Here is a 23,985-nt window from a genome sequence, read left to right as displayed (position 1 = left end):
AATGATTAAACACACAATTGCTTTTGATATCAACGGAAACGATAATGGCTCAAGAGCCGCAATTGATGCCGCTTTTGAATTTGCTTCTAAAAATAAAGACATTAAAATTAATTTAATTGGAGACTTTACCGAAGATTTTCAACAAAAAACTCCTAGTAATATTGAGTTTTTCTTAAATAAAAATGTACCAAGCGACCCTAAAAACTTTAAAAAGACGCTAAGAGAATCAACTTCAATGAATCAAGCTATTGACATGGTAAACTCAGGAGTGGCTCAAAGTATTCTTTCTAGCGGTGATAGTGGTAGTTATGTAGCTACTTTAACTTTAAAATGCAAAAGAATTGCCGGTGTGTCTAGACCATTCTTTATGCCCGTTGCTAATGCAACTAATGGCGAAAAATTTGTCTTTTTTGACGTAGGTGCTAACCTAGAAGTCAAAAGTGAATGACTTGTAGAATGAGCTAAATTGGGTGTTATTTTTGCAAAAGTTATGTTGAAAAAAAGCAACCCTAAAGTTACACTCTTAAATATTGGGACCGAAGATTATAAAGGGCTTGAAGAAACAAAAGAAGCGCACAAAATTCTTATTGAAAACAAAAATATTAATTATTTAGGATTTAATGAAACTAGAGATTTATTTAGAGGATATTTTGACGTGGGCGTAATTGATGGGTACGGCGGAAATTTAGTTTTAAAAAGCTATGAAGGTGCTATTTTCACTTTTGTTGATGCTTTAAAAGCCCAAATTAAAACATCCTTAAAATACAAATTTGGTGGACTTCTTTTAAAAGGCGCTTTTAAAAATATTATGAAACAACTCGATTATCGTAATGTTGGTTCAGCATGAGTTATGGGTATTAATGCCTTAGCTTTAAAATGTCATGGTTCAAGCGACAAGAAAAGCTACTTAGCCGCTTTAAATCAACTAAAAGAAGCGATGAATCTTGATTTACTTGCAAAATTACAAAAGGCAAATAATGACTAATTTCAAAAAGGCTGCGTCCTTACAAGAATTTTGAGCAAATAATAAAATTATTCCCAAAAACAAAAGTCTCTACATTCAAGCAATCACTCATGCTTCTTACACTGCTTTACATAAAGATTTTAGTGACTACCAAAGACTAGAATATTTAGGAGATTCAATTCTTCAATTCCTTTCTGGTGATTACTTAATCAAAAAATACCCTGATCTTGATCAAGGGATGCTTACTAGAGTTCGTTCAACAGCTGTTAGAACCGAAACACTTGGTGAAGTATCAGAAAAAATTGGTTTAGTTCAAATATTAAAAACAGGAATTAAACAAACATCAATTGATGTCCGTAAATCTCCGAAAGTTAAAGCTGATATTTTTGAATCTATGCTTGGTGCTATTTATTTAGATTTAGGACTCGCCGAAGCTTATCGTTTTGTTAAATACTATATCTTCCCAATTATTGATGAAGTTCATTCTCAAACAAACAAAGACTCAAAAACAGAACTACAAGAACACTTCCAAAGCATATCTAAAGATAGTGTTGTTTACGAGATAACTCAAAATGAGGATCGCACATTTACAGCTAAAGCTAAGCACGAGAATCATATTTATGGAGTTGGGCTTGGTAATTCTAAAAAAGAAGCTGAACAAGCCGCTGCTTTAGAAGCTCTAAGTAAATTAAATATTAAGGGATAACTATGAAACTTATTAAAATTGAAGCACACGGTTTTAAATCGTTTGCAGATCCTGTAATGCTCCGCTTTGACGGTGGAGTAGTAGGAATTATTGGACCAAACGGTTCAGGTAAGAGTAATATTAATGACGCCATTAAATGAGTTCTCGGAGAGCAATCAGCTAGAGAACTCCGTGGTGATGAAATGAAAGATGTTATTTTTTCAGGTTCTAAAACTGCAAAACCTCTTGATAAAGCCATTGTTACTTTAACTTTTGAAAATACACCTGGAATCACTTCATATGAAGGCGATACACTTTCAATTACAAGAATATTAGAACGTGGCAAATCATCGAATAAATACCTAATTAACGGCAAAGAAGCTCTTAAAAAAGATATCTTAGCAATTGCTATGGCTAGCGGAATTGGAAAAAGTTCTCTTGCAATTATTTCACAAGGAACTGTTTCAGATATTGCTCAATCAACTGATGAAAAAAGAAGAGAAATCTTCGAGGAAGCTGCTGGTATTTCTAAGTATAAGTCAAGAAAAATTGAATCACTAAGAAAATTAGATCGTACTGATGATTCACTAAGAAATATCAATACTGTTTTAAAAGAACTCGAAAACCAACTAACACCATTACGTAAGCAAGCCGAAAAAGCTTTAATTTACCGTGATAAATCAGCTCAATTAAAGGAAATAGAAATTGCGTTTTTAGCTAATCAAATCCAAGAATTAGAAACAAAATATAGTGACTTATCAACACAATTAGATGGAGTAGAAGAAACAAAAGAAAAATATCAAAATGATTTAAAAAAACTTAAAACTAAATTGATTCAAACACGCCAACAACAAGCAGAGTTGACCAAAACAATTGCTCAATTATCTACTCAAAAAAACCAACTTGAAAGAGACATTAATGATCTTAGAGTAGTTCACGCTCAAGAAACATCTCAACGTGATTTAATTGCTTCTGGACAATATCAAGCAAACATCAAAGAACAAAAAGAAGCATTACAATCAAGCTATGCTGAACTGACTCAGATTATTCAACAACTAGAACACTCACTTCTTCAAATTAACCAACGTAAAGAAGAAAATAAAAATCAATGAGATCAAACAAAAAATCAAATAAATACTCTCAAAACTAATTTTGAAAAAAATCAGAAACTTAAACAAGAAATCGAAACTGAATTAAAAATTTTAACCCAAAAATTTGAAAGAAGAACAAATTTACAACGTGGGCCAAAAACGATTTTAAATTATAAAAATAATTTCAAAGGTCTTTACGGTCTTGTTTCTGAGTTAATCAAAGTGGAATCAAAATATGCTCCAGCTATTGAATCGGCTTTATCATCTAGTTTACAAAACATTGTTGTGGAAAATCCTGAAGTTGCCACCAAAGCAATTAACTTCTTAAAAAATAACAACGGCGGGAGAGCAACCTTTATCCCCTTAAATGTTATTAAGGAAAAATTTATTCGTGATGATTATTTATTAGTCTTAAGAAATCAAATTGGTTTTATTGGCATAGGAAGTGAGCTGGTTAAAGTTGAGCCGCGATTTTCTAAATTAGCTCATTTTCTCCTAGGGAATTTAATTGTTGCCAAAAATATTGAGGAAGCCAATAAATTAGCAAAGCTTACCGAAAGAAAATATTTAATTAGTACTTTAGATGGAGACTTAATCCGTGTTGGCGGAGTTATGGTTGGAGGTACTAAACAGGATTTTGATGATTTATTAGGTCTTGAAGACAAAATCAAAGAACACAAACAGAAACTTCCTGGTTTAATTGCTATTTTAACTAAAACTCAAGAAGAAATAGAAGAATTAAGAGACAAAAACACATATTTATTTAATCTCTCAAGAACCATAGATAATGAACTTGTCTCAAAAACAATTCAACTAGATACGGCTAAGAAACAATTGCAAACCACTAAAATAAAAATTACTTCACTAGGTGAAAACGTAATTGAACAATCAATTAAAAATCTAAGTACTACTTTACAAAGAATTAACGAATTAACAAATGAACTCAATGAGATTTCTTTTAAACTTAGTGAAAAGATTGAACTAAAAAATCAACTAGATACCCAAATAGCGCAAATTGATGAATTAGAAAGCCAAAGAAACCAACTATATGTTCAACTTATTGAATCTTATAGTGCTAAAACAGCAGAATTTGAAAAAACTAAAAGCTCACTAGAAAGCTATAACCAAAGATTGAGTGTATTTTATCAAATGACATTGGAGAATGCCCTTGAAAATTACACTTTAAATCTACCCGTTCAAAAAGCCAAAGAAGTAATTTCTGACCTTAGAAGAGAAATAGATGAGTTAGGCAATGTTAACCTTGAATCAATTGCTCAACTTGAAGAAGTTGAAGGCAGATATAGTAATCTTTCTCTTAATAAAGCTCAAATTGAAGAAGCTAAAAACACTTTATTAGAAGGAATCAAAGAATTAGATAAAAAGATTGTTATCCGTTTAACTAATATTGTTAATGACGTTAATTTAGAATTTGATAATGTTTTTCGTTCGATGTTTGGTGGCGGAAAGGCCGAAGTCAAATTTGTAGATCCCAACAATATTTTAGAATCAGGTATTTCTATTTATGCTCAACCACCCGGAAAGGCTGTTAAAAACTTAAAACTCTTCTCAGGTGGAGAAAAATCATTGATAGCAATTTCTCTATTGTTTGCTATTTTAAAAGCAAGACCTTTACCGCTTTGTATCCTAGATGAGGTTGAAGCAGCTTTAGATGAAGCTAATGTAGTCCGTTATGCTAACTATTTACAAGAATTAAAACACCAAACACAATTCATTGTAATTACGCACCGCCATGGAACTATGGAAAGAGTAGATCATCTTTTTGGGGCAACGATGCAAAATCGAGGAGTTACTAGCTTCTTCTCTATTGCGCTTAATGAAGCAGTAAAATTTTTAGACAAAAACGCTGAAACTGAATCTAAAAACTAAAATTAACCATTATAAGGGTTAATTTTTCTTTATATTATTCAAAATAATTCAAAAAAAACCAAAATTCTTCACTTTTATTGGTTTTTATATTATAATTAAAGAGAGGTATTCATTATGTCGCTACTTATTGAGCAAAAAATTATTCAATTTTTAAAAGAAAAAAAGGTGGCAAAACCTAAAGAAATCGAGGAAGCCCTTAACTTGCCTTCGTCAACGGCAAGAAGATATTATGTAAAACTTGAACAAAAACATATTATCGAACGAACATATGGGGAAATCGTTTATTGTCAAGCCGATGATTATAATATTGACCATGACGTTAACGAAAACCTTAATATAAACGTTAGTGTTAAACACCAAATTGCAAAAGTTGCTGCTAAATTAATTGGTGAATATAAAGTTATTTATTTAGATGCAGGTTCTAGTTGTTATTTTTTGCTAGATTACTTAGATAAAGATATTACAATCTACACCAATTCTGTTCTTAGCGCAAATGCAGCCGCTTCTAAAGGTTTTAAAAAAATCAATATCATGGGTGGGGCAATCAAAAATGAAACCTTATCAATTGTTGACTTCGATTTAGATTTTGTATCAAAAATTAACTTTCCAATTGCTTTTATGGGAGTCAATGGAATCACGCCCGAAGGAAAATTCACTACTCCTGAGCGACGCGAAGGTGTTGCTAAAAAAATAATTTGTGACCGTAGTGATTTAGTAGTTGTTCTAGCTGATTCCACTAAGTTTAATCATGGATCATTTTATGATTTTACTCCAAAAAACAAAACGGTGGTTGTTGTTTCAGATATTAACCAAATCGATGTCGAAAATAATTCATTTATATTAATCAATTCAAATAAAGGAGAAAAATATGGAGATTAAAGATTTACTTCAAAAAGATCTTTTCCTTAAAGATCAAAGTTTTGCAAGTAAAACTGAAGCTCTTGATTTCTTTGCGCAAACCCTAAAAAACAAAGGGTACGCTAAAGACGCTGCAACAGTGCTTGAATTAGCACTTAAGCGTGAGGGAGAGTTTTCAACCGGAATTGGAAATCAAATTGCTATTCCTCACATTAGAAACAATGTGATGAATAAACCAGTAATTTTATTTGCACAAGTAAAACCAATTGATTGAAATTCTCTTGACAATCAAGATGTTGAAGTTGTTTTCTTTATTGCTTTAGATGAAAAATCTGGTGCAAACTCACACCTTGAAGTTATTGCTAACTTATCAAGAAAATTTATTGACGAAGATTTTGTTAATAAATTAAAAGAAGTTCAATCATACGAAGAACTTATTAAACTACTTAGCGAAGAAGAAACCCAAACAACAGAAGAAACAACTCCAAGAGGATATGATGTGGTTGCAATTACTGCTTGTCCTACCGGAATTGCACACACTTTTATGGCTGCTGAAAAACTACAAAAAGCCGCTCAAAAAATGGGTATTAAAATCAAAGTTGAAACCCAAGGAACAGAAGGACCTAAAAACGTCTTAACACAAGAAGAGATCAACAATGCAAAAGGGGTAATCATTGCTGTTGATAAAGTTGTAGATCTTTCACGTTTTAGTGGTAAAGAAAATGTTCTTGAGATGGGAACTAAAAATGTTATTAAAGATGCCGAAAAAGAAATCCAAAACATTCTAGATAACAAAGGTAAAACAATGGCCGGAAACAAACTTTCTGGAGCATCTGGAAATACCCAAGATGCTGCTGAAATGGTGTCATTCAAAAACTTCGGTGGAAGAATTTACAAAGGACTTATGAACGGGGTTTCATATATGCTTCCATTCGTTATTTTTGGTGGTATTATGATTGCTTTAGGATTCTTAATTGACATTAATAATGCCGGGAATGCTAACTATGGTTCAGGAAATAACGCCTCATTATGATTCAATAGAATTGGTGGTATTAGTTTTGGATTAATGGTACCTATTCTTGCTGCTTACATGGCTTATGGACTTGTAGGTAAATTTGGGCTTCTGCCAGGTTTCTTAACTGGTATGATGGCCTCAGGTAAGTTTATTATGAGTTTAAACCCCGAAACTGGTACAGTTGGATGATTTGAACCTTCAAATGTTTCATCTGGATTTTTCGGAGCAATTGGTGGTGCTATATTTACCGCTGTTGTCTTAATTTTCTTACTTAAATATGTTTTTGCGAAATTACCACAATCACTTAATGGAATAAAAAACATTCTTTTTGTTCCTTTATTTGGAACATTAATTATTGTTGCTGCATTCTGAGTATTAAACATTCCATTTATTTACCTAAATTATGGATTTACTAAATTATTAGAAGTTATTGCTAAATACCCTGCTTTACTTCCTCTTCTTGGATTAGTACTTGGAATTATGATGGCTCTTGACCTTGGTGGACCAATTAACAAGGCTGCTTATGTTTTTGGAACTGCAACATTATCAGCTGCAGGCGGAAACGGAACAGTGGCTATGGCTGCAGTTATGGCATCAGGAATGGTTCCACCTCTTGGGGTTGCTTTAGCAGCAACATTCTTTAAAAAACTTTACACCAAAGAAGAAAGACAAGGTGCCTACACCAACTATATTATGGGTCTTTCATTTATTTCTGAAGGAGCAATTCCTTACACAGCTGAAAGACCTAAAGTAATGGTTCCTGCTAACTTAATTGGAGGAGCTATTGCCGGAATTTTAGTTGGAATCTTCCAAATTAAATTAAACGCTCCACACGGTGGAATCTTCGTATTTGCTTTAGTAGAAACTTCATTATTATCCGATACTGCTTCACAAGGAGCTAAAATAGGTGTTGGTATTGCTCTTTACCTTGTTTCTATTATTGCTGGTGCTGTAGCATCAATGCTTGCTATTTGATTCTTAACAAAATGATTTAACAAAAAATCAAATAATCAAACAAATTTAAACGAAGAAAGCAAAAAAGCAAAAAGAACTTTTGTTTTTAGAAAAAAAACAATTAGTTCAAATTCAATCAAAAGCATTAAAAACCTTAACATCATAAACAAAATGAAGCTAAAACTATTTTCATAATTTTATGATCTACACAATTACTTTTTCACCATCAATAGATTACGTTATCAAAACAGATACTGATTTTAATCCTCAAGGGTTAAATCGAATTCAAAATTTTGATTTATTTTGTGGTGGTAAAGGGATTAATGCTTCAGTAATTTTAAAGCGTCTTGGTTTTAATAATCAAGCAATTACTTTTTTAGGTGGTGATACCCAAGCTTTATTTACTAAATTATCAGAAAACGAATCAATTGACTTAAAAAACTTTGAAGTTGAAGCTACTACCAGAGTAAATATTAAATACTTTAATAATCAACAAAGTTTTGAAATTAATGGTCCTCGTACCCAAATTAATCAAAAAACTTTCAATGTGTTTTTAGATTACATTAAAAGGTTTACACATAAGGACTTAGTCTTTATTATGGGGATTTCTGATAAAGAATATTTACATTCAATTTTATCTGCATTAAAAGCTAAGAACGTCCCTTTTGTTTTAGATGTTGATATTGATAATCCTGCTAAAATCCTTTCTTATCAGCCTCTAATTATTAAGCCTAATGTCGATGAATTAGGTAGAATGTTGAACCAAACAATCACATCAGAAAAACAAATTATTGAAGGAATGAAAAATTTACATTCTCTTGGAGCAACCAATGTTATGGTTTCAAATGGTGCAAAAGGTTCATATTTATATACTAACAAAGGTGAGTTATATAAAATTGAATTACAAAAAATCGATTCAATTGTTTCAACAGTTGGAGCAGGTGATACACTTTTGAGTTCATTTGTGGCACTATATCAACAATCTAACGATGTAAAAGCTGCTCTTAGACAAGCCACTTCAATGTCAATTGGTACTTCATCAAATATGTGACTAGGAGATAAAAGCGACCTAGAAAAATACGCAGACAAAATTAAAATTACTCAATTAATATAAAGTAAAAAGCACCTTAATTGGTGCTTTTTTAAATCCTTAATTAAATAAAAAACAAGCAACAGGTGTTGCTTGAGATTAATTATTTATCTAATTTAATTTTAACGCTTGGTCCCATTGAAGCTGATACTGTTAAGTTTAACATGTATGTTCCTTTAACAGCAGCAGGTTTAAGTTTTCTAATAAGGCTAATAAGTGTTTTAGCGTTTTCTACTAAGTGTTCAGTAGGCATGCTTGATTTACCAATAAGTGAGTGTACAATTCCGGCTTTATCTGTACGGTAGTTTGCTTTACCTTTTTTAAGTTCTTCAACAGCTTTTTCAGGAGTTGGAGTAACTGTTCCGGTTTTTGGATTAGGCATAAGTCCTTTAGGCCCAAGTTTTTTACCGTATTTTCCAAGTAAAGGCATCATTGCTGGGTCAGCAACCATAACGTCAAAGTCAAAGTCATCTTCTTTAATTTTTTGTTCAAGAGCTGGTCCATCTACAACGATGTCTGCACCAGCTTCTTTTGAAAGCTTAGCTTTTTCAGGGTTGTTTGTAGCAACTAAAACACGAATTGATTTTCCTGTTCCAAATGGTAATAAAATAGCTCCACGAAGTTGTTGGTCAGCTTTTCTAACATCAAGGTTTAAGTTAAATGCAAGGTCAATAGAAGCATCAAATTTAGCGTAAGAAGTTTTTTTAGCAAGTTCAATTGCTTCTTGAAGCTCATAAGCAACTGTTCTATCGAATGATTCTCTAGCTGCTTTAAGATTTTTTGAAATTCTCTTAGCCATTATTTAGACTCCTCTTCTCTTCTGCTTGCCACTTCTTGCTCTTTAATTGATTCAACTTCAATTGCTTGTCCTTTAGTTTCAACAAGAGCTTCAGCAGCTGCATTTAATGATTCTTCTCTAGCTTTTGCAAGAGCATCGGTTTTTGCTTTAGCTTTTGCTTCTGCTTTAGCTTTTGCCACATCATCTCAACCTTCAATTAAAACACCCATTTGTCTTGCTGTTCCAGCAACTGTTGCCATAGCAGCTTCAAGATCATCAGTGTTTAAATCAACCATTTTGTATTCAGCGATTGCTTTAAGATCATCAAGTGTAATTGTTGCAACAATTTGTGATTTAGCTTTTGCTGAACCACTTTGAATTTTAGCAGCTTGCTTAATTTTGTATGAAGCAGGAGCTGTAAATAATTTAAATTCGAATGATTTGTCTTTGTAAACAGTAATTTGTACAGGAACTGGTTCGTTTCCTCTATCTCTTGTAGCATCGTTAAATGCTTTAGTAAATTCTGGCATGTTAACACCAACTCCGGCAAGAGCAGGACCTGGTTTAGCTTTTCCAGCTTCGAATTGCAACTTAGCAATTCTTTGAATTTCTTTTGCCATAAAAGTATCCTTTCGATATTGTGGTCTAGCGATAATTAAAATATCTCCCACTAGTAAGAGGCAATAAGACTTTATTGCTTTTAAATTATAAAATAATTAAAAAAAGAAAAAATAAGAAAAATTACTTTTTTACCTCGTTAAAACAAGGTAATTAATTAAAATGATTCAGTATAAATAATAATTTAATTGCTAAAGATCTATAACTTTGTAAAAGTTAATTTTTAGATTTAGAAGCAAAATTCTAGTTGTTTTTTAATCTAAATTTTTCTTTTTCTTAGATAAAATGAGACACAATTGAGCCATGCAAAAAATACTATAAATTTAGTATAATTCAAAGAACTTAATAAAGACATATATTAAACAATAAAATTAGGAGAAGTATGGCTAAAAGAGAAAAATCTTTCTTTGAAAAACTTGCAGAGCGCAATGATGCTCACGACCAAAGAAATAAGGCACCTAAACAAAAAACTCGTAAAAAAGCGATGTGAATTACCTTGGGTCTTTTAGGTGTAGCCGTGACAACTGCCATTGCTGTTCCTCTTGCTGTTAGCGTTAACAAAGTTAATTATAATGATCCGGTCAAATCAGAATCTGTTGTTTTAGAATTTTCAAATGATTCTGGTTATAAACAACAAATTACGTATGGAGAGCTTGAAAATTTAATTGACGGAGATCAAGCTAAAGTTAGTGAACAAATTGAAAAACTTTATAAAAACGTAATTGAGTTTTGATACAAAAAAGAAGTAGAAGCTTCAAAAGAATATCAACGTTTATGAAATCTTTCTCGTCCTACCGGAGTAGCAGAACGTAATGATATAGCTTTACAAGACTTTGAAACAATTAATAAAACTAACAAAGGGAAATTAGAGGATTTAAAATCAAACTTCAAAACACAATATGGTTATGAAAATTGACAAAAAGCTTTCTTTGAACGTCTCAATACTGATGAATATGGTAAATCTTCAACTGAAGAAGAAGCCCTTACTTTCTTAAATTTCAAACAAATTGAAAGTGAAGCACTTAGACATTATCAAGTTGAAATTAATTCAGATTTAACACTTCTTGATGTTGATCGCAAAGCAACAAAAGATATCATTAAACTAGATCAAAACGGTAATCCTATTGCCGAAAATGGGAAAAACGTAGTTTTATACAAGGCAGGCGAAAAAGTATTTAACTGATTTGTAGCTCAAAATGGAAACAACAATGAAGAAGCTAATTATGCTTTAAGCACAATCACCAAAGATAAAGTAGCCGCTATTACAACAAGATCCTTTATTACTTCTTTAAAATCAGTTAAAGATTTTGCACAAAAATACTTTACTAATAATAAATTGATTATTCCTACAGTTTATAAAATCCCAGGAATAATTAATAGCAACTTAGAAACACCTTGAAAACTAGATGATAAAGCCAAACAAATTCTTAAAAACTATTCAAAATACACACTTGTTTCAAACGGAGATAAATGAGAAATAAAATCAAATATTGATGTTCTCAAATCATTTAAACCTGCACAAGAATTTTTAACTACAAACCCTACAACAAAAGAGGAGCAAGAAAAACTAAATTCTTCTCGTTCAGAAGAACAAACATTACTTGATTTACTTTCTCTTGATGCTAAGAATTTAGGAACAAGCGGAATTATTCCTTTTGAAAAACAAATCTCAAACAATCTTGATTTAGGTCTTTCAATGCTAGATTCTTCTATTTTCACAAACCAAAACACCCTTCCTTCTGTTTCTCTTACCAACTTATTAAAACTTCAATTCAACGCCACAACGGAAGCAGAAATTAATTCTCAATTAAGTAAAATCAAAGCTGAGAAAAACAAAAACCAAGCAAGCATAATGCTAAATAATTTAAATAGTTATATCGATAAAGCATTCGATGAATTAGGTGATTCTGAAAGATCGATGATGCTTTATAAACAATTTAACAAAAATATCAACATTGAAGCTAATGGACTCAAAACATATTCATTTATGTACAATGTAAGTGATATGCCTGACACTAAACTTGTTATAAATACACAAGGTACATGACTTGTTCGTGTAGCAAAAGTTCAATCATCACAGGAATTCTTTAAGCTCTTCCAAAATGATATTAAAGCAATCGCAAACGGAAATACATCTTTCTTAGACTTACAAAACTCGCTTAACACTGTCTTTACAAAAAACGATATAATTGCCGATACCTTATCAAACCAAGAATTTATATCGTACATTAGTTCAATCAAAAATCCAAGCACAGACAAAAACTATACTAAAGAAGATTTAGATAAGCTAGCTACAAACAACCTTTCGATCTTATCTGGCGAACAGGGAAGCAAAATTAACCAAATCTTTAAAAGTCTTGATAGTTGAATCAAAGAAAAACTTAAAGGGCAAAGCTATAACTTCGCTGTTGTAAATGGTTTAGACAAAATTGTTTACAAATGAAACCCATTTACAACTAGCCAACAAAAAGCTATTGATATTTTATGAAACGCAATTGACAAAGAAATTAAAGGAGCTAAATAATGAAAATTAAATCTTGATTAACTTTATTATCTCCTTTAGCTGTTGCAACTCCTCTAATTGCAGTTGCTTGTGGTCGTACTGAAGACTCACCGGAATTAATTGCACAAAAAAACAAGGTTAAAAACGCTGAAATCAACAAATATGCCGAATTATTTTGATTAAATTCAACCTTAAAAGCAATCTATAAAATTGATACAGACGCCAAAATTATTGATAATAAAGACTTTTTAAACGATGCTTATCAAGCTTATAAAATTTGATTAGATAATCAATATTTAACAACAGATTTTAATCTTGGTGTTTCCCTTTCAAATTGAAAAAAAATAGCTTCATTTAGCGAGGACGAACTTAAAATTTTAGATAATCAATTTAGCGATCTTAATGTTTCAAAAGCAATTCCAAATATTGACCAATTCAAAATTTTATATGCAACACCTAAAACCGATGTTTCTTATAACGTTAATAAATTGCTTTTGGTTAAAAAATATTTCGAGATTGCAGATTCTTCTGAACTTGAAAAAGTAGCTAAATCAACTTATGATTCCAAAAAAGACACTTATCAACTTGATCAATTATTATTAATTGACTATGTATTAAGCACACGTATTGCTCAAATTTGAAACTACTCTTCATCATCTGATAATGATATCTTTTCAAATTTAACTAGATCAATTGAAACTATTAAAGACTATGAAGAATTACTAAAAAACACCGATGCCGCTTTAAAAGTAGCTCAAAGCGATGTTTTATTTAATGATCCAGAATTAGAAGAAAGTCTCGGAGGATATCAAGGATTAAGCTCAAAATTAAATTCTTATAAACTTGATTTTTCAAAAGAACATTTATTAACATTAAAAGATTCTTCAACACTTAGTGGATTCTATGACTTTACTAATAACAAATTAATCCCTGTAGAAAAAGACGGAAAACTTAAAGAAGCAATTAAAATTACCGGTGATAATAAAACCATTAATGTAACTTACTTAAATATGATTGCTCCTGTATTAAAAGAAATTCCTGGGGAAAAAGATACAAATAAAAAAATATTAAGCTTCGACAATACTTCGTATGCTCCTAAACTCAACCAACTTAAATTAGCTGTTGCAATTTATGGAGGTGATTCGCTTTACAAAAGTGCTCAAAAGGCTTTTGTAACTCTTGGTAACGTTATTAAAATTAAAGATGAATTAGTTGAGGAAAAACTTAAAGGAGTTGATTTTGTCAAAGAATAAATCAATTTTTAGCAAGATTATTGACCGTGAAATTCCTGCTGAAATTATTTACGAAGATGATCTTGTAATTGCTTTTTTGGATGCTTTTCCTCATAAACCAGGTCATTTTCTTGTTGTGCCTAAAAAACAAGAAGTTAATATGATAGAACAAGACGAAGCAAGTTTTATCCATGCTATGAAGATTGCTCGTAAATTAGCTAAAGAAAGAGTATTAGATTCTAATATTCCTGGGTTCCGTTTATTAGTAAACACAGGTAAAAGCGCCGGACAAACTGTTTTTCACACACACATTCATATTATCCCTTATGACGAAGAAGAAAAAACTCCTGAACACACAATTTAATGGTATAATAAAATTATCTTCAATCATACATGAAGAGTTGCGTTAAACGCAACTCTTTCGCTTTTTTAAGGAGAAAAATGGATTATTTAAAATTATTAAAGAAAGAATTAGGAGACAAAATTCTCTCTGCTTCATTTAAAATTGAACCCTTTGCTAAAACTTTAACTATCGAGGTTGATTCAATTGATCTAGATGAAGTCACGGCTATAACTAAAGAAGTTCAAGCATTGCTTGAAGCTAAAAATTTATACCCTAATGACTTACAATTAGAAGTCTTATCAAAAGGGAACTCAACAGATATTGATTTAGATAAAATGAATGAATTTGTAGGTCAAACAATCAAATTAATATTTTATAAATCAGTAGAAAAAGAGCAAATTATGGTTGGAGACTTGATTGGAGCATCTCAAGACAGCTTTATCTTAAAGTGAAATCAAAAAGGAAGAATTCGGAAGTTAAATATCGCAAAAAGCGAAGTTAAAAGTGCCGAAGTTTATATTAAATTCTAGGAGAATTATGAAAAAAAACGAAACCAAAAGTGTAAATTCAACTAATTGATATTTAATTGCACAAGGATATGCTAAAAAATTTAACATTTCATTAGAAGAAATTTTGAAAATTTTTGCTTTTGAGGCAACCAAAGCAATTAATCGTGATATCGATCCAGATGCTGAAATTTTATTTGAACTTGATGAGGAAAACCAAGAGATCTTTACATACAACATTAATGGTGAAGTTGTAGAAGATAGCTTTGAATTTGATGATATTTCAGAAACTCAATTAGACATCCAAAGAATTACATTTATTAAATTAAGTGATGCTAAAAAAGTCGATAAAAAAGCAAAAGAAGGAGACACAGGATTTAAAGTTCGTTTTGAATTCTCAATTCTTCCTGATAAAACAAAACTAAGTATTAAAAATGGTTTCTACCAAAACTTAAGAAATACAGAAAAACGAAATATCGTGCTACGTTACACTCCTCTTATTGGACAAAAATTAAAAGCTGAAGTTCTTACAAAAAACTCTAACGGTTCTTATAATCTAAAATTTGAAGATGGAGTTACTGCCTTTTTACCAGCAAATAAAGTTAATCGTTTATTAGAAATGACATTGGGTTCACACATTGATGTTTACCTAGAAAGTGTTAACGAAGACAATAAATTAAGTATTTGTCAAGTATCAACCGACTCAGCAAATCAAGTTAGAGATATAGCACTAAATGAAATACCCGAAATTTCACAAGGATTACTTGAAATTGTTAAAATTGAAAGAATTCCAGGTGTAAGAACTAAGATAGCTCTTAAGTCAACACCATTAGATGTTGACTTCGATGCTTTTGGTAGTGTTTTTGGAGAAGGGGCTAGAAGAATTCTTGCTATTTCTGAAAAACTTGGTGGAGAAAAAATTGATGTTATAAAGTGATTTGAAGATAAAAAAGAATTTATTCGTAGCGCTCTTTCTCCAGCAAAAATTATCGATGTTGTTGAAGATAAAAAAGGATATTTTGTTATTGTTGCTAATGATGAAATGAAAAATGCCATCGGGAAAAGAGGTATAAACATTGATCTAGCCTCAAAAATTACAGGCACAAAAATCAAAATTCTCTCTCCGGAAGAAGCAACCGAAAAAGAAATTGAATTTACTAATAGCAACAAATACGAAAAACCTCTTATTGGACACAAGAAAAGAGAAGGAAGTCACAAAGAACTCCAAAGAATTCGTTTCTTTGAAAACATTGATATTGATATGAGTGAGTTTTCAAAAGATGTTGCACAATTTGCTGAATCACAAACAATTATTGAAGAAGCACCAAAAGTTGCTAAACCTAAACCAGTAGATAAACCAAAAGTAAAAGAAGAAGAAATTGATGCATTATTTAGCGAAGAAAATATTGCTATTGAATTAGATGATATTAACGAACATTTTGATTACGATTTTATTGATCAAATTAACTTTGAAGAAGAAGTAGAAGAGCAAAATCATCCTCAAGAACAAGAAACACAAGACCAAAAAGAGTCAAAAGCTGTTAAAGCTTACAAAAATGCAAAAATTGAAATTAAAGACTTTAAAGTTGATAATGACTTAGCAAACTACGGGCTAGATTTCAATTTAGATTTATCAGGCTTTGAGGAACAATGAGAAGATGATAAAAAATAAGAATTTTACTCGTAAATGTATTGCTACAAACCAAATTGTAGATGTTTCCCAATTAGTCAGATTTGACTTAAATAAAAATAAAGAAATTCGCTTAGATCTTAAGCGCGAACTCAATGGACGTGGTGCATATATGATTTATTCACCAGAAAATTGAGCAAAAATTAAAAAAACTAAGGCTTTAAATCGGGTATTCCGTTTTGGAGTATCACCTGAAAAATACTTAGAAATTGAACAAGAACTGTTGGAGGTATACAATGAGCAAAAAGAACAACAGAATTAGTAATGTTAACGAAGTTAAAGAACAACTTATTACAACAAAAACCGAACTAAAAGACGGTGTGTTTACATTTACAGGACCAATGTCTATTAGTGATTTTGCTGCTAAAACAAATAAAAACGCTAATGACATTATTAAAAAATATTTCATGGAAGGAAAAGCAAGAACTCTTAACTATATTCTTGAAGAAGAGGAAATTGCAGAACTTTGCCTTGAATATGGTTTTGATTTCAATAAAGAAACCAATGTTGATGCATCAAACTTTTTAGACTTAGTTAACTTTAAAGATAATGCAAAAGATTTAATTAAACGTGCGCCTATTATTACTGTTATGGGTCACGTTGACCATGGTAAAACCACATTAATAGACAAAATTAGAAACTCAAATATCGTTGATAGCGAAAGTAGTGGTATTACTCAACATACAGGAGCTTATCAAATCGAACACAAAGGTAATAAAATTACTTTTATAGATACTCCAGGTCACGAGGCTTTTACACAAATGCGTGCTCGTGGTGCTAAAGTAACGGATATAGTTGTTTTAGTTGTTGCCGCTGATGATGGAGTTATGCCCCAAACTAAAGAGGCCATTAGCCACGCTCATGCAGCTAATGTTCCAATGATTGTTTTTGTTAACAAAATGGACAAACCTAATAAGGACCTAGATAGAATTAAGGGTGAATTAGCAGAAAATGATGTAGTTATCGAAGAATACGGTGGAAGTGTTCAAATTGTTTACGGATCAGCTTTAAATGGAGAAGGTCTTGACAACCTTTTTGATCAAATTATGCTTTTAACAGAAATTTTAGATCTTAAAGCAAACCCTAAACGTTATCCAATCGGTACTATTATTGAATCAAAAGTCGATAAGGGTGTTGGTGCAGTTTCTACAGTAATTGTAGAAAATGGTACCTTACATAAAGGTGACTTTATCGTCGCCGGTTCAAGATACGGTAGAGTTAGAATGCTTCTAGATTCGCATAAAAAGCCTATTGAATTTGCAGAACCAGGAACCCCTGCTATTGTAACTGGTTTAAACTATGCTCCTGATGCCGGAGATAAATTCATTGGTCTAAATGACGAAAAATTCGCTAAAAAGCTTGCCGGACAAAAAGCAATGTATGACAAAATAACTACTCTTTCTTCAAAATCAAATCAAGAAGAAAACTTGGATAAAAAAGTTATTAACGTTATCATTAAATCAGACGTTCACGGAACTGCAGAAGCTATCAAAGGACAAATTAACGGATTAGAAAATGAAGAAGCTATTATTAAAGTTATCTCTGCAAGCGCAGGAAACGTTAATGGTACAGATTTATTACTAGCAAAAGCTTCAAATGCTACTATTTTTGTTTTTAACCTTAAGCCAGCTTCTCCAATTAAACAAAGTGCTCAAAATCAAGGTATTAATATCATTGCCCACGATGTTATTTATAAAATGATTGAAGATTGCCAAAAAATGCTTGATGGTCAAAAAGCTCCCGTTTATGAAGAGCAAAAAATTGGTGAAGCTCACATTATTAAGATCTTCACTTACTCAAAAGTTGGTAAAATTGCAGGTTGCATGCAAGACACTGGTGTTGTTCGCCAAAACGCAAAAGTTAAAGTCTTTAGAAAATCTAAATTCATTTACGAAGGAGTTCTTGATAGTTTAAGAAGAGAACTTAATGACGCTAAAGAAGTTGTCAAAGGAAAAGATTTTGGTTGTCATATTAAAAATTACAACGACATTGAAGTTGATGATGTTCTTGAATTTTACGAAGATGTACAAGTGAATTAAGGACAATTATGGATATAAAAAATTTAATTAGAGATGTTCAAGATTTTCCTAAAAAAGGAATTGTTTTTAAAGATATTTCTCCTCTTTTAGCTAATGGAGAAGCATTAAGTTACACAATCGATCAAATTGCATCACATTGTGAAGATGCCGATGTTATTGTAGGGCCTGATGCTCGGGGATTTTTGTTTGGAACACCAACAGCGGCAAAATTAAAAAAACCATTTATTATGGTTAGAAAACCTAAAAAGCTCCCTGGCGAAGTTGTTTCAATGAGTTATGACCTAGAATATGGTTCAAATACCCTAGAATTACAAAAAGGTTTTATCAAACCTGGACAAAAAGCAGTTATTGTTGATGATGTTTTGGCCACAGGAGGGACTACAAAAGCAATCATTAAACTTCTTGAGTCACAAGGTGCTACTGTTTCAAAAGTAATTGTACTATTAGAACTTTCTGAACTTAACGGTAGAGAATTACTCGAAACCAATGCTGAAGTAATATCTCTTGTAAGAGTTTAAATGAAATCAAATAATCAAAATAAACCTTCTATTTTTAGGTTTATTTTATTTACCCTTAAAATTACATTTCTTGGTTTCGGAGGCGGTAACGCAATGCTTCCTATCATTAAAAGCGAGGCTATTGAGAGAAACAAATGAATCACATCGGCAGAATTTGATCAAATGGTCTCTCTAACAAATATGTTGCCCGGTCCTTCAACTATTCAATCAATTACTTTTATTGCACATAAATTCTATTCTTGATATACATCCTTTTTGCTAGTTTTAATTGCTTCCTTACCTCATTTAATCTTAGCTTTAACCGTTGTTATTTTAATTGCCTTTATACCTAAACAATATCTTTATATTATTATGGTTATGGCTTTAATGCCTGTTATTTCAGGGCTATCTTTAATAACGTATCGTTATTTTAAAAAATCAAAGGAAACTCTTAAAATTTCACTTTGAGTTCCTTTAATGACTTTTTCTATTTTATACTCTTTATTTGTGCCGATGCCATTTAACTTGCCGATATTTGCTTTTATTTGACTTTTTTTATTTGTTTTAATCTATACATTTTTTGTTTACAAAAAGAAAAAGAAGGTAAAGAATGCTAATATTAGTTAGCTTTGTGTTGCTAATTATTATTTCATTATCGGTATTTGGTGGTGGGCAATTATTTATGCCTGTTTTTGAATGATTTTGAGGTTTTATCAAAACTACATTTAATTTTGATATTACTTCTGATGATATTGCAAAATTCTTTGCTGTTGGAAATTCTACACCTGGAATTCTAGCTCCTAAATTCGCTATTTTTACTGGTTATGCCTTAGGAGAAGGACATTGATGAGTAATATTAACAACTCTAGGGGCTTATATAATTTTTGCTGCTCCTGCCATATTATTGATGCTTTTTTCTAAAAAAATAGTTAATAAATATAAGGATACTTTATTCCTCAAATCTTTTTTTAGATTTATGTCTCCTATTTTAGTGGGGATTTTAGGTGCACTTGTTGTTACATTGTTTTTAAAACTTGTGTTCCCTAGTTTAGGCTTTAATAATCATTTCGGAGAGTATATTAAGATAAATAGCGATAGTGAAATTGCTCGCTTTTTCAGTGGATGAAGGTTAATTTTGCTCCTTGTATATGTTCCTATTGGCATTGTCTTTTTTATTTATCTAATTGTTAAAAAAATTCCTCTAGTTTATCTTATTTTAGGTAATATTTCTGTTGGATTAATTATCTTATTGCCTTGAATGTAATCAGCTATTAAGCTGATTTTTTGATCAAAAAATAGCCTAATCGGCTATTCTTCATCTTCTCATTCAAATTGGAAACCGTAAATTGAGACAGTATCTCCGCGGTTAATTCCACGCTTAATAAGATCATCTCAAACACCAATTTTCTTTAAAATATTATTAAAACGAACCAAGTTATCGAATGTATTAATTGGAATTTTGTAATAAAGTTCTTCAATTTTTTTACCTGTTATTTCAAAATATCCTTTATAAGGAGATTTAATTACATAATCAGGCTCAAAAGTAATGACTTTAACTTCTTCTTCCTCTTGTTCAATTGGTGCTAGATTTGCTTTTTCAATTAAACTTCATAAAGCTTGTTTTACTTTTGTTAAGTTTTCGTGTAAAATAGCGGAAATTTCAACTACTTGAATGTCAGGATAAGCTTTTTTAAATTTAGATAGATGTTCATGAAAATCAGGCAGATCCGATTTATTAGCAATAACTAATTGCAATTTGTTTTCCAATTTATAATTGTATGACTTTAATTCTTCATTAATTATTTCAAAGTCCGCAATCGGATCTTTTTCAGGACTTCCAAAGTCAATTACATGAGCGATTACTCTACAACGTTCAATATGTTTAAGAAACTGTATTCCTAAACCTTTTCCTAGCGAAGCACCTTTAATTAACCCTGGTAAATCAGCAATCGTAAATGAATAATCTTTATATTCAACCATTCCTAATTGAGGTACAAGAGTAGTAAATTCATATTCGGCAATTTTTGGTTTGGCATTTGATAAAGCTCCTAAGAGCGTACTTTTTCCAGCACTTGGTTTTCCTATAATTCCAACATCTGAAAGAATTTTAAGTACGATTTTAGCTTCATATTTTTCACCAGGCATTCCGTTTTCGGAAATTCTTGGAGCTGTATTTTTTGAGGTTTTGAATTTTGTATTACCCCTTCCTCCTTTTCCTCCGGTTGCAATTAAATATGGCTTATCAGCTTCAATTATGTCGGCAACAAGTTTTTTACCATTATAAACTAGTGTCCCAATTGGAACTTTAATATAAGTGTGAGCTCCATTTGCCCCATAAAGATTTTTAGGTCCTCCTTTTACTCCATCTTCAGCAACTATATGTTTGTTTTTATAAAAAGATAATAGAGTGTTTTTTCCGTGGTCACCTACAAAATAGATGTTTCCTCCATTTCCTCCGTCACCCCCGTCTGGTCCACCTTTATCTACGTGCGCTTCTCTACGAAACGAAACCATTCCGTTTCCACCTTTTCCTGCTTGAACACTAATTGTAATTTCATCAATAAAACGTGCCATAAATTTCTCCTCTTATGTGTTAAATAAATAATACCATAATTGTACTTAAAAAGAATAAAAGCAGCCTAGGCTGCTTAGTATCTGAAATCATTAATTCCAGGGAATGTTTGTTCATCTGGATGCGAAATATCTCAAAATTTATTATCAATTCTTTTTTGGATTCCTCTTTGTCTGATTCATTCTAATTTACTTCAAATTCATGCACAAATAAATACCGATGAATAAACTCCAATTGAAATACCAAAAAGCATTGTAATATTAAATCCAAAGTTCGTTGCAGAACCAAAGCAAAGCAAGATTGCAATAGCAACAATCGTAGAAAGCGAGGTGTAGATACTTCTTTTTAAAGTATCAGCAATTGAACTATTAAGTATCGCTTTAATTTCTTGCTTGCTTAAGACATGTTTTGGATCAAAAGTATTCATTTTTTCTCTAATACGGTCAAATGTAACAATTGTATCATTAATTGAAAGACCAATAATAGAAAGCATTGCCGCTACCATAATGCTTGAAACTTGTAGACGAGTAAGAACGACAAAAGCTACAACAACAATAAAGTCATGTAAAAGACCTAAAATAGCAGCTATAGAGAATGTTCAATTCATTCTTACAAGAGTATAAATAACAATACCGATGAAACTTACTCCTACGGCAATTAAAGCGTTAATTACCAATTTAGTAGCTTCAGATGTAAGCACTTGATATTCATTTAATGTAATATCTTCTTTTATTTTTTCAGCAATAGCTTTAATTTGAGATATTTGATCAATACTTAAATTTTGCGATGTTCGTATATTAATTAAATAGTTTTCAGTAGTTTGAGAAACTTTTTGAATATTAATAATATTATCAATATTGTTAATCCCAAGAGTAGAAGCTTGTTCGCTTAAGGCTTGCTTAATTTGATTTGCTTGCTCAAGTGATAAATCCCCATAGTTTCCACCTTTTGAAACAATCGAAAGATCCACCCCTCCGCTAAATTCAATTGAGCGGTTGATACCGTCTCAAAAGTTTCCGCTTTTTTCCGCAAAAACTCCAAAAACAATAATTGAAGCAATTAGAATGAAAAGAGAAATCAAGGCAAATCATCTTGCATTTTTAAGATAATCAAAATTTCTTATTGCTAACGAAAATTTAGTTGGGTTTTTAATATATTTTTTGTGAATCCCTAACATTCACAAACGATTATCAAATCATCCCGTACCAACTACAAGAGTTGATAAAAATCTAGTAAAGACTAACATAACAATTAATGTAAAGAAAATAGAAAGAACTAATGTGATACTAAATCCTTTAACATCTTTTGTTCCCATAAAGAAAAGGATAAATGCAATGATAATAGTTGTAACATTTGCATCAAGAATCGAAGATAAAGATTGCCTGTTGGCATTTCTAAACGATTTATCCAGAGAATCACCAAGATAGACCTCGGACTTTAACCTCTCAAATGTAATAATGTTAGCATCTACGCTAATTCCGATTCCAATAATTAATGCTGCGATAGTAGATGGACTATATTCACCGTTTAATGACGTAAATATTAACAATGTTAGGAAAATATATAAAGCAATTGAAAAGGCACTTATTATTCCCAATAAACCATAATTAATGATCATAAACACTGCAATAACAACAAATACTAAAAGTCCAGCAATTGCTGTATATAAAAACGCAGATGATTGTAATTTAGAATCGAGATAGTAACTTGAAATAATAGTTAAATCATAATTGCTTAAACCAAAATTAATTCTATTAGCTAAATCTTTTGCGCTATTATTTGTGAAATTTCCACTAATAATAACTTTTGAAGTACTAATTGGTGCCTGAACATTTGCGACACTAATTAAGTATTTTCCTTGAGTGTCAATTTCTTCTTTTTTGAAATTGTTTGCTTTTCCGTCTTTATCATACGGCTTATTATTGACGTGAACAAAGTTTCAAAGATTTTCTCCCGACTCTTTTCAGTCATTAGGGAATCTTGTTTTTGCTAAATTAATTAAATCTTTAATGTCTAATCACATTAAGATTGTTTTGTTTGATTGCGATGAAATATACTCAGTTGCTTTAGTTCATTGGAAACGAGCATCTTCATTTTTAAGAGTTAATTCGACAACGTTTTGGCCATTTTGATTCGAACTTGTTGCACTTCCCTCTAAAAATGGAGGTATTCAATTTTGTGGTTCGCCATCATCTAAAGTTTTATCAGTTACAAAAATGCCGTTGTAAAAAATAGGATGTAAATTTGCATCAGTAATGGTTAAAGTAGGTTTGTTTACGATTTCTTTAAGAAAGTCTTCTTTTTGATAGTCGGTTAATTCCCCACTTTTAGTAATTCTGATCTTTCCATCGCCTTCTGTACTGATAGACACCCCATTAAGACCAGTTCCTCCTGTTAAACGTTCAAAAAGAGAATTATTTACGTTTTCAGTGGTTTGTTTATCAGCATTTTTTCCGTTTTGAGTAACTTGAATAACCGTTTCAATACCACCACCATAATCAACTGATTTATTGACATTTTGCGAAACATAGTATTTAGAACCAAAAGTAATCGCAACCATTGCAGATGTTAAGGTTAAAACTGTAATTAAAATTCTTTTTCAGTTGTTTAACTTGAAAAAATTTCTAATACGTTTCATAATTTATATTTTACCAAAATAACCC

20 protein-coding genes are annotated in these 23,985 nt (G+C 31.2%); 16 read left to right on the top strand and 4 right to left on the bottom strand.

All coding sequences use genetic code 4. The annotated features are described in order from the left end of the window. Position 1 precedes the first annotated feature (1 nt). From plsX to Q349_RS01035, 6 genes are all read left to right on the top strand, one after another. Positions 2–985, top strand: a complete 984-nt coding sequence (gene plsX, locus Q349_RS01060; RefSeq protein WP_036464008.1) for a phosphate acyltransferase PlsX — start codon at positions 2–4, stop codon at positions 983–985. Continuing rightward, entirely contained in the window at positions 978–1,670 is a 693-nt protein-coding gene (gene rnc / locus Q349_RS01055) for a ribonuclease III (RefSeq protein ID WP_036464005.1), read from the top strand. Before plsX ends, rnc begins: the two co-directional genes overlap by 8 nt. A 2-nt stretch (positions 1,671–1,672) precedes the next feature. After that, a complete protein-coding gene (locus Q349_RS01050; RefSeq protein WP_036464002.1) occupies positions 1,673–4,627 on the top strand; it encodes an AAA family ATPase in 2,955 nt (984 codons plus the stop codon). A 114-nt stretch (positions 4,628–4,741) separates the two neighbouring features. After that, complete coding sequence (locus Q349_RS01045) at positions 4,742–5,506, top strand: DeoR/GlpR family DNA-binding transcription regulator (RefSeq protein WP_036463998.1); 765 nt, start codon at positions 4,742–4,744, stop codon at positions 5,504–5,506. After that, complete coding sequence (locus tag Q349_RS01040) at positions 5,496–7,649, top strand: PTS fructose transporter subunit IIABC (protein WP_051616723.1); 2,154 nt, start codon at positions 5,496–5,498, stop codon at positions 7,647–7,649. Before Q349_RS01045 ends, Q349_RS01040 begins: the two co-directional genes overlap by 11 nt. A 4-nt stretch (positions 7,650–7,653) precedes the next feature. Continuing rightward, entirely contained in the window at positions 7,654–8,568 is a 915-nt protein-coding gene (locus Q349_RS01035) for a 1-phosphofructokinase (RefSeq protein ID WP_036463995.1), read from the top strand. 79 nt (positions 8,569–8,647) lie between these two features. Here Q349_RS01035 and rplA read toward each other — a convergent pair whose 3' ends face one another. After that, positions 8,648–9,343, bottom strand: coding sequence for a 50S ribosomal protein L1 (rplA, locus tag Q349_RS01030; protein WP_036463992.1), 696 nt, complete (start codon positions 9,341–9,343; stop codon positions 8,648–8,650). Then, complete coding sequence (rplK, locus tag Q349_RS01025) at positions 9,343–9,942, bottom strand: 50S ribosomal protein L11 (protein ID WP_036463989.1); 600 nt, start codon at positions 9,940–9,942, stop codon at positions 9,343–9,345. Before rplK ends, rplA begins: the two co-directional genes overlap by 1 nt. A 380-nt stretch (positions 9,943–10,322) precedes the next feature. Between rplK and Q349_RS01020 the strand changes: the two genes are divergently transcribed. The 10 genes from Q349_RS01020 to Q349_RS00975 all read left to right on the top strand — a co-directional run bounded on the left by Q349_RS01020 (position 10,323) and on the right by Q349_RS00975 (position 20,014). Then, the gene (locus tag Q349_RS01020; RefSeq protein ID WP_036463986.1) at positions 10,323–12,464 is read left to right on the top strand and encodes a HinT-interacting membrane complex protein P80; all 2,142 of its coding nucleotides are present in this window, start codon (positions 10,323–10,325) and stop codon (positions 12,462–12,464) included. Beyond that, positions 12,464–13,696 (top strand): HinT-interacting membrane complex lipoprotein P60, encoded by a 1,233-nt coding sequence (locus tag Q349_RS01015; protein WP_036463974.1) that lies wholly within the window; start codon positions 12,464–12,466, stop codon positions 13,694–13,696. The genes Q349_RS01020 and Q349_RS01015 overlap by 1 nt, the downstream gene beginning before the upstream one ends. After that, positions 13,683–14,039, top strand: a complete 357-nt coding sequence (hinT, locus tag Q349_RS01010) for a histidine triad protein HinT (protein ID WP_036463970.1) — start codon at positions 13,683–13,685, stop codon at positions 14,037–14,039. Before Q349_RS01015 ends, hinT begins: the two co-directional genes overlap by 14 nt. 77 nt (positions 14,040–14,116) lie before the next feature. Beyond that, positions 14,117–14,548: a ribosome assembly cofactor RimP gene (locus tag Q349_RS01005; protein WP_036463967.1), complete on the top strand. Its 432-nt coding sequence runs from the start codon at positions 14,117–14,119 to the stop codon at positions 14,546–14,548. Positions 14,549–14,555: 7 nt separating this feature from the next. Next, on the top strand, positions 14,556–16,196 hold the full coding sequence (locus Q349_RS01000) for a NusA N-terminal domain-containing protein (protein WP_036463965.1): 1,641 nt from the start codon (positions 14,556–14,558) through the stop codon (positions 16,194–16,196). Continuing rightward, positions 16,183–16,476, top strand: a complete 294-nt coding sequence (locus Q349_RS00995) for a YlxR family protein (RefSeq protein ID WP_036463963.1) — start codon at positions 16,183–16,185, stop codon at positions 16,474–16,476. Before Q349_RS01000 ends, Q349_RS00995 begins: the two co-directional genes overlap by 14 nt. Then, a complete protein-coding gene (infB, locus tag Q349_RS00990) occupies positions 16,451–18,253 on the top strand; it encodes a translation initiation factor IF-2 (protein ID WP_036463961.1) in 1,803 nt (600 codons plus the stop codon). The genes Q349_RS00995 and infB overlap by 26 nt, the downstream gene beginning before the upstream one ends. An 8-nt stretch (positions 18,254–18,261) precedes the next feature. Then, complete coding sequence (locus Q349_RS00985) at positions 18,262–18,771, top strand: adenine phosphoribosyltransferase (RefSeq protein ID WP_036463959.1); 510 nt, start codon at positions 18,262–18,264, stop codon at positions 18,769–18,771. Then, a complete protein-coding gene (locus tag Q349_RS00980) occupies positions 18,772–19,377 on the top strand; it encodes a chromate transporter (RefSeq protein ID WP_051616722.1) in 606 nt (201 codons plus the stop codon). Next, positions 19,361–20,014 carry a chromate transporter gene (locus Q349_RS00975; RefSeq protein WP_036463957.1) on the top strand — a complete coding sequence of 218 codons (654 nt, stop codon included), beginning with the start codon at positions 19,361–19,363 and terminating at the stop codon, positions 20,012–20,014. Before Q349_RS00980 ends, Q349_RS00975 begins: the two co-directional genes overlap by 17 nt. Positions 20,015–20,058: 44 nt before the next feature. Here the strand turns inward: Q349_RS00975 and obgE are convergent, their stop codons facing one another. Further along, positions 20,059–21,324 (bottom strand): GTPase ObgE, encoded by a 1,266-nt coding sequence (gene obgE / locus Q349_RS00970; protein WP_036463955.1) that lies wholly within the window; start codon positions 21,322–21,324, stop codon positions 20,059–20,061. A 74-nt stretch (positions 21,325–21,398) separates the two neighbouring features. Continuing rightward, on the bottom strand, positions 21,399–23,960 hold the full coding sequence (gene secDF, locus Q349_RS00965; RefSeq protein ID WP_036463954.1) for a protein translocase subunit SecDF: 2,562 nt from the start codon (positions 23,958–23,960) through the stop codon (positions 21,399–21,401). Between the last annotated feature and the right edge of the window lie 25 nt (positions 23,961–23,985).

Source organism: Mycoplasmopsis sturni DSM 22021 (assembly GCF_000701485.1).
In the GTDB taxonomy this organism is placed as follows: Bacteria; Bacillota_I; Bacilli_A; order Mycoplasmatales; family Metamycoplasmataceae; genus Mycoplasmopsis; species Mycoplasmopsis sturni.
Note: the sequence above shows the minus strand (reverse complement) of the source record. Positions and strands in the feature narration are given on the sequence as shown.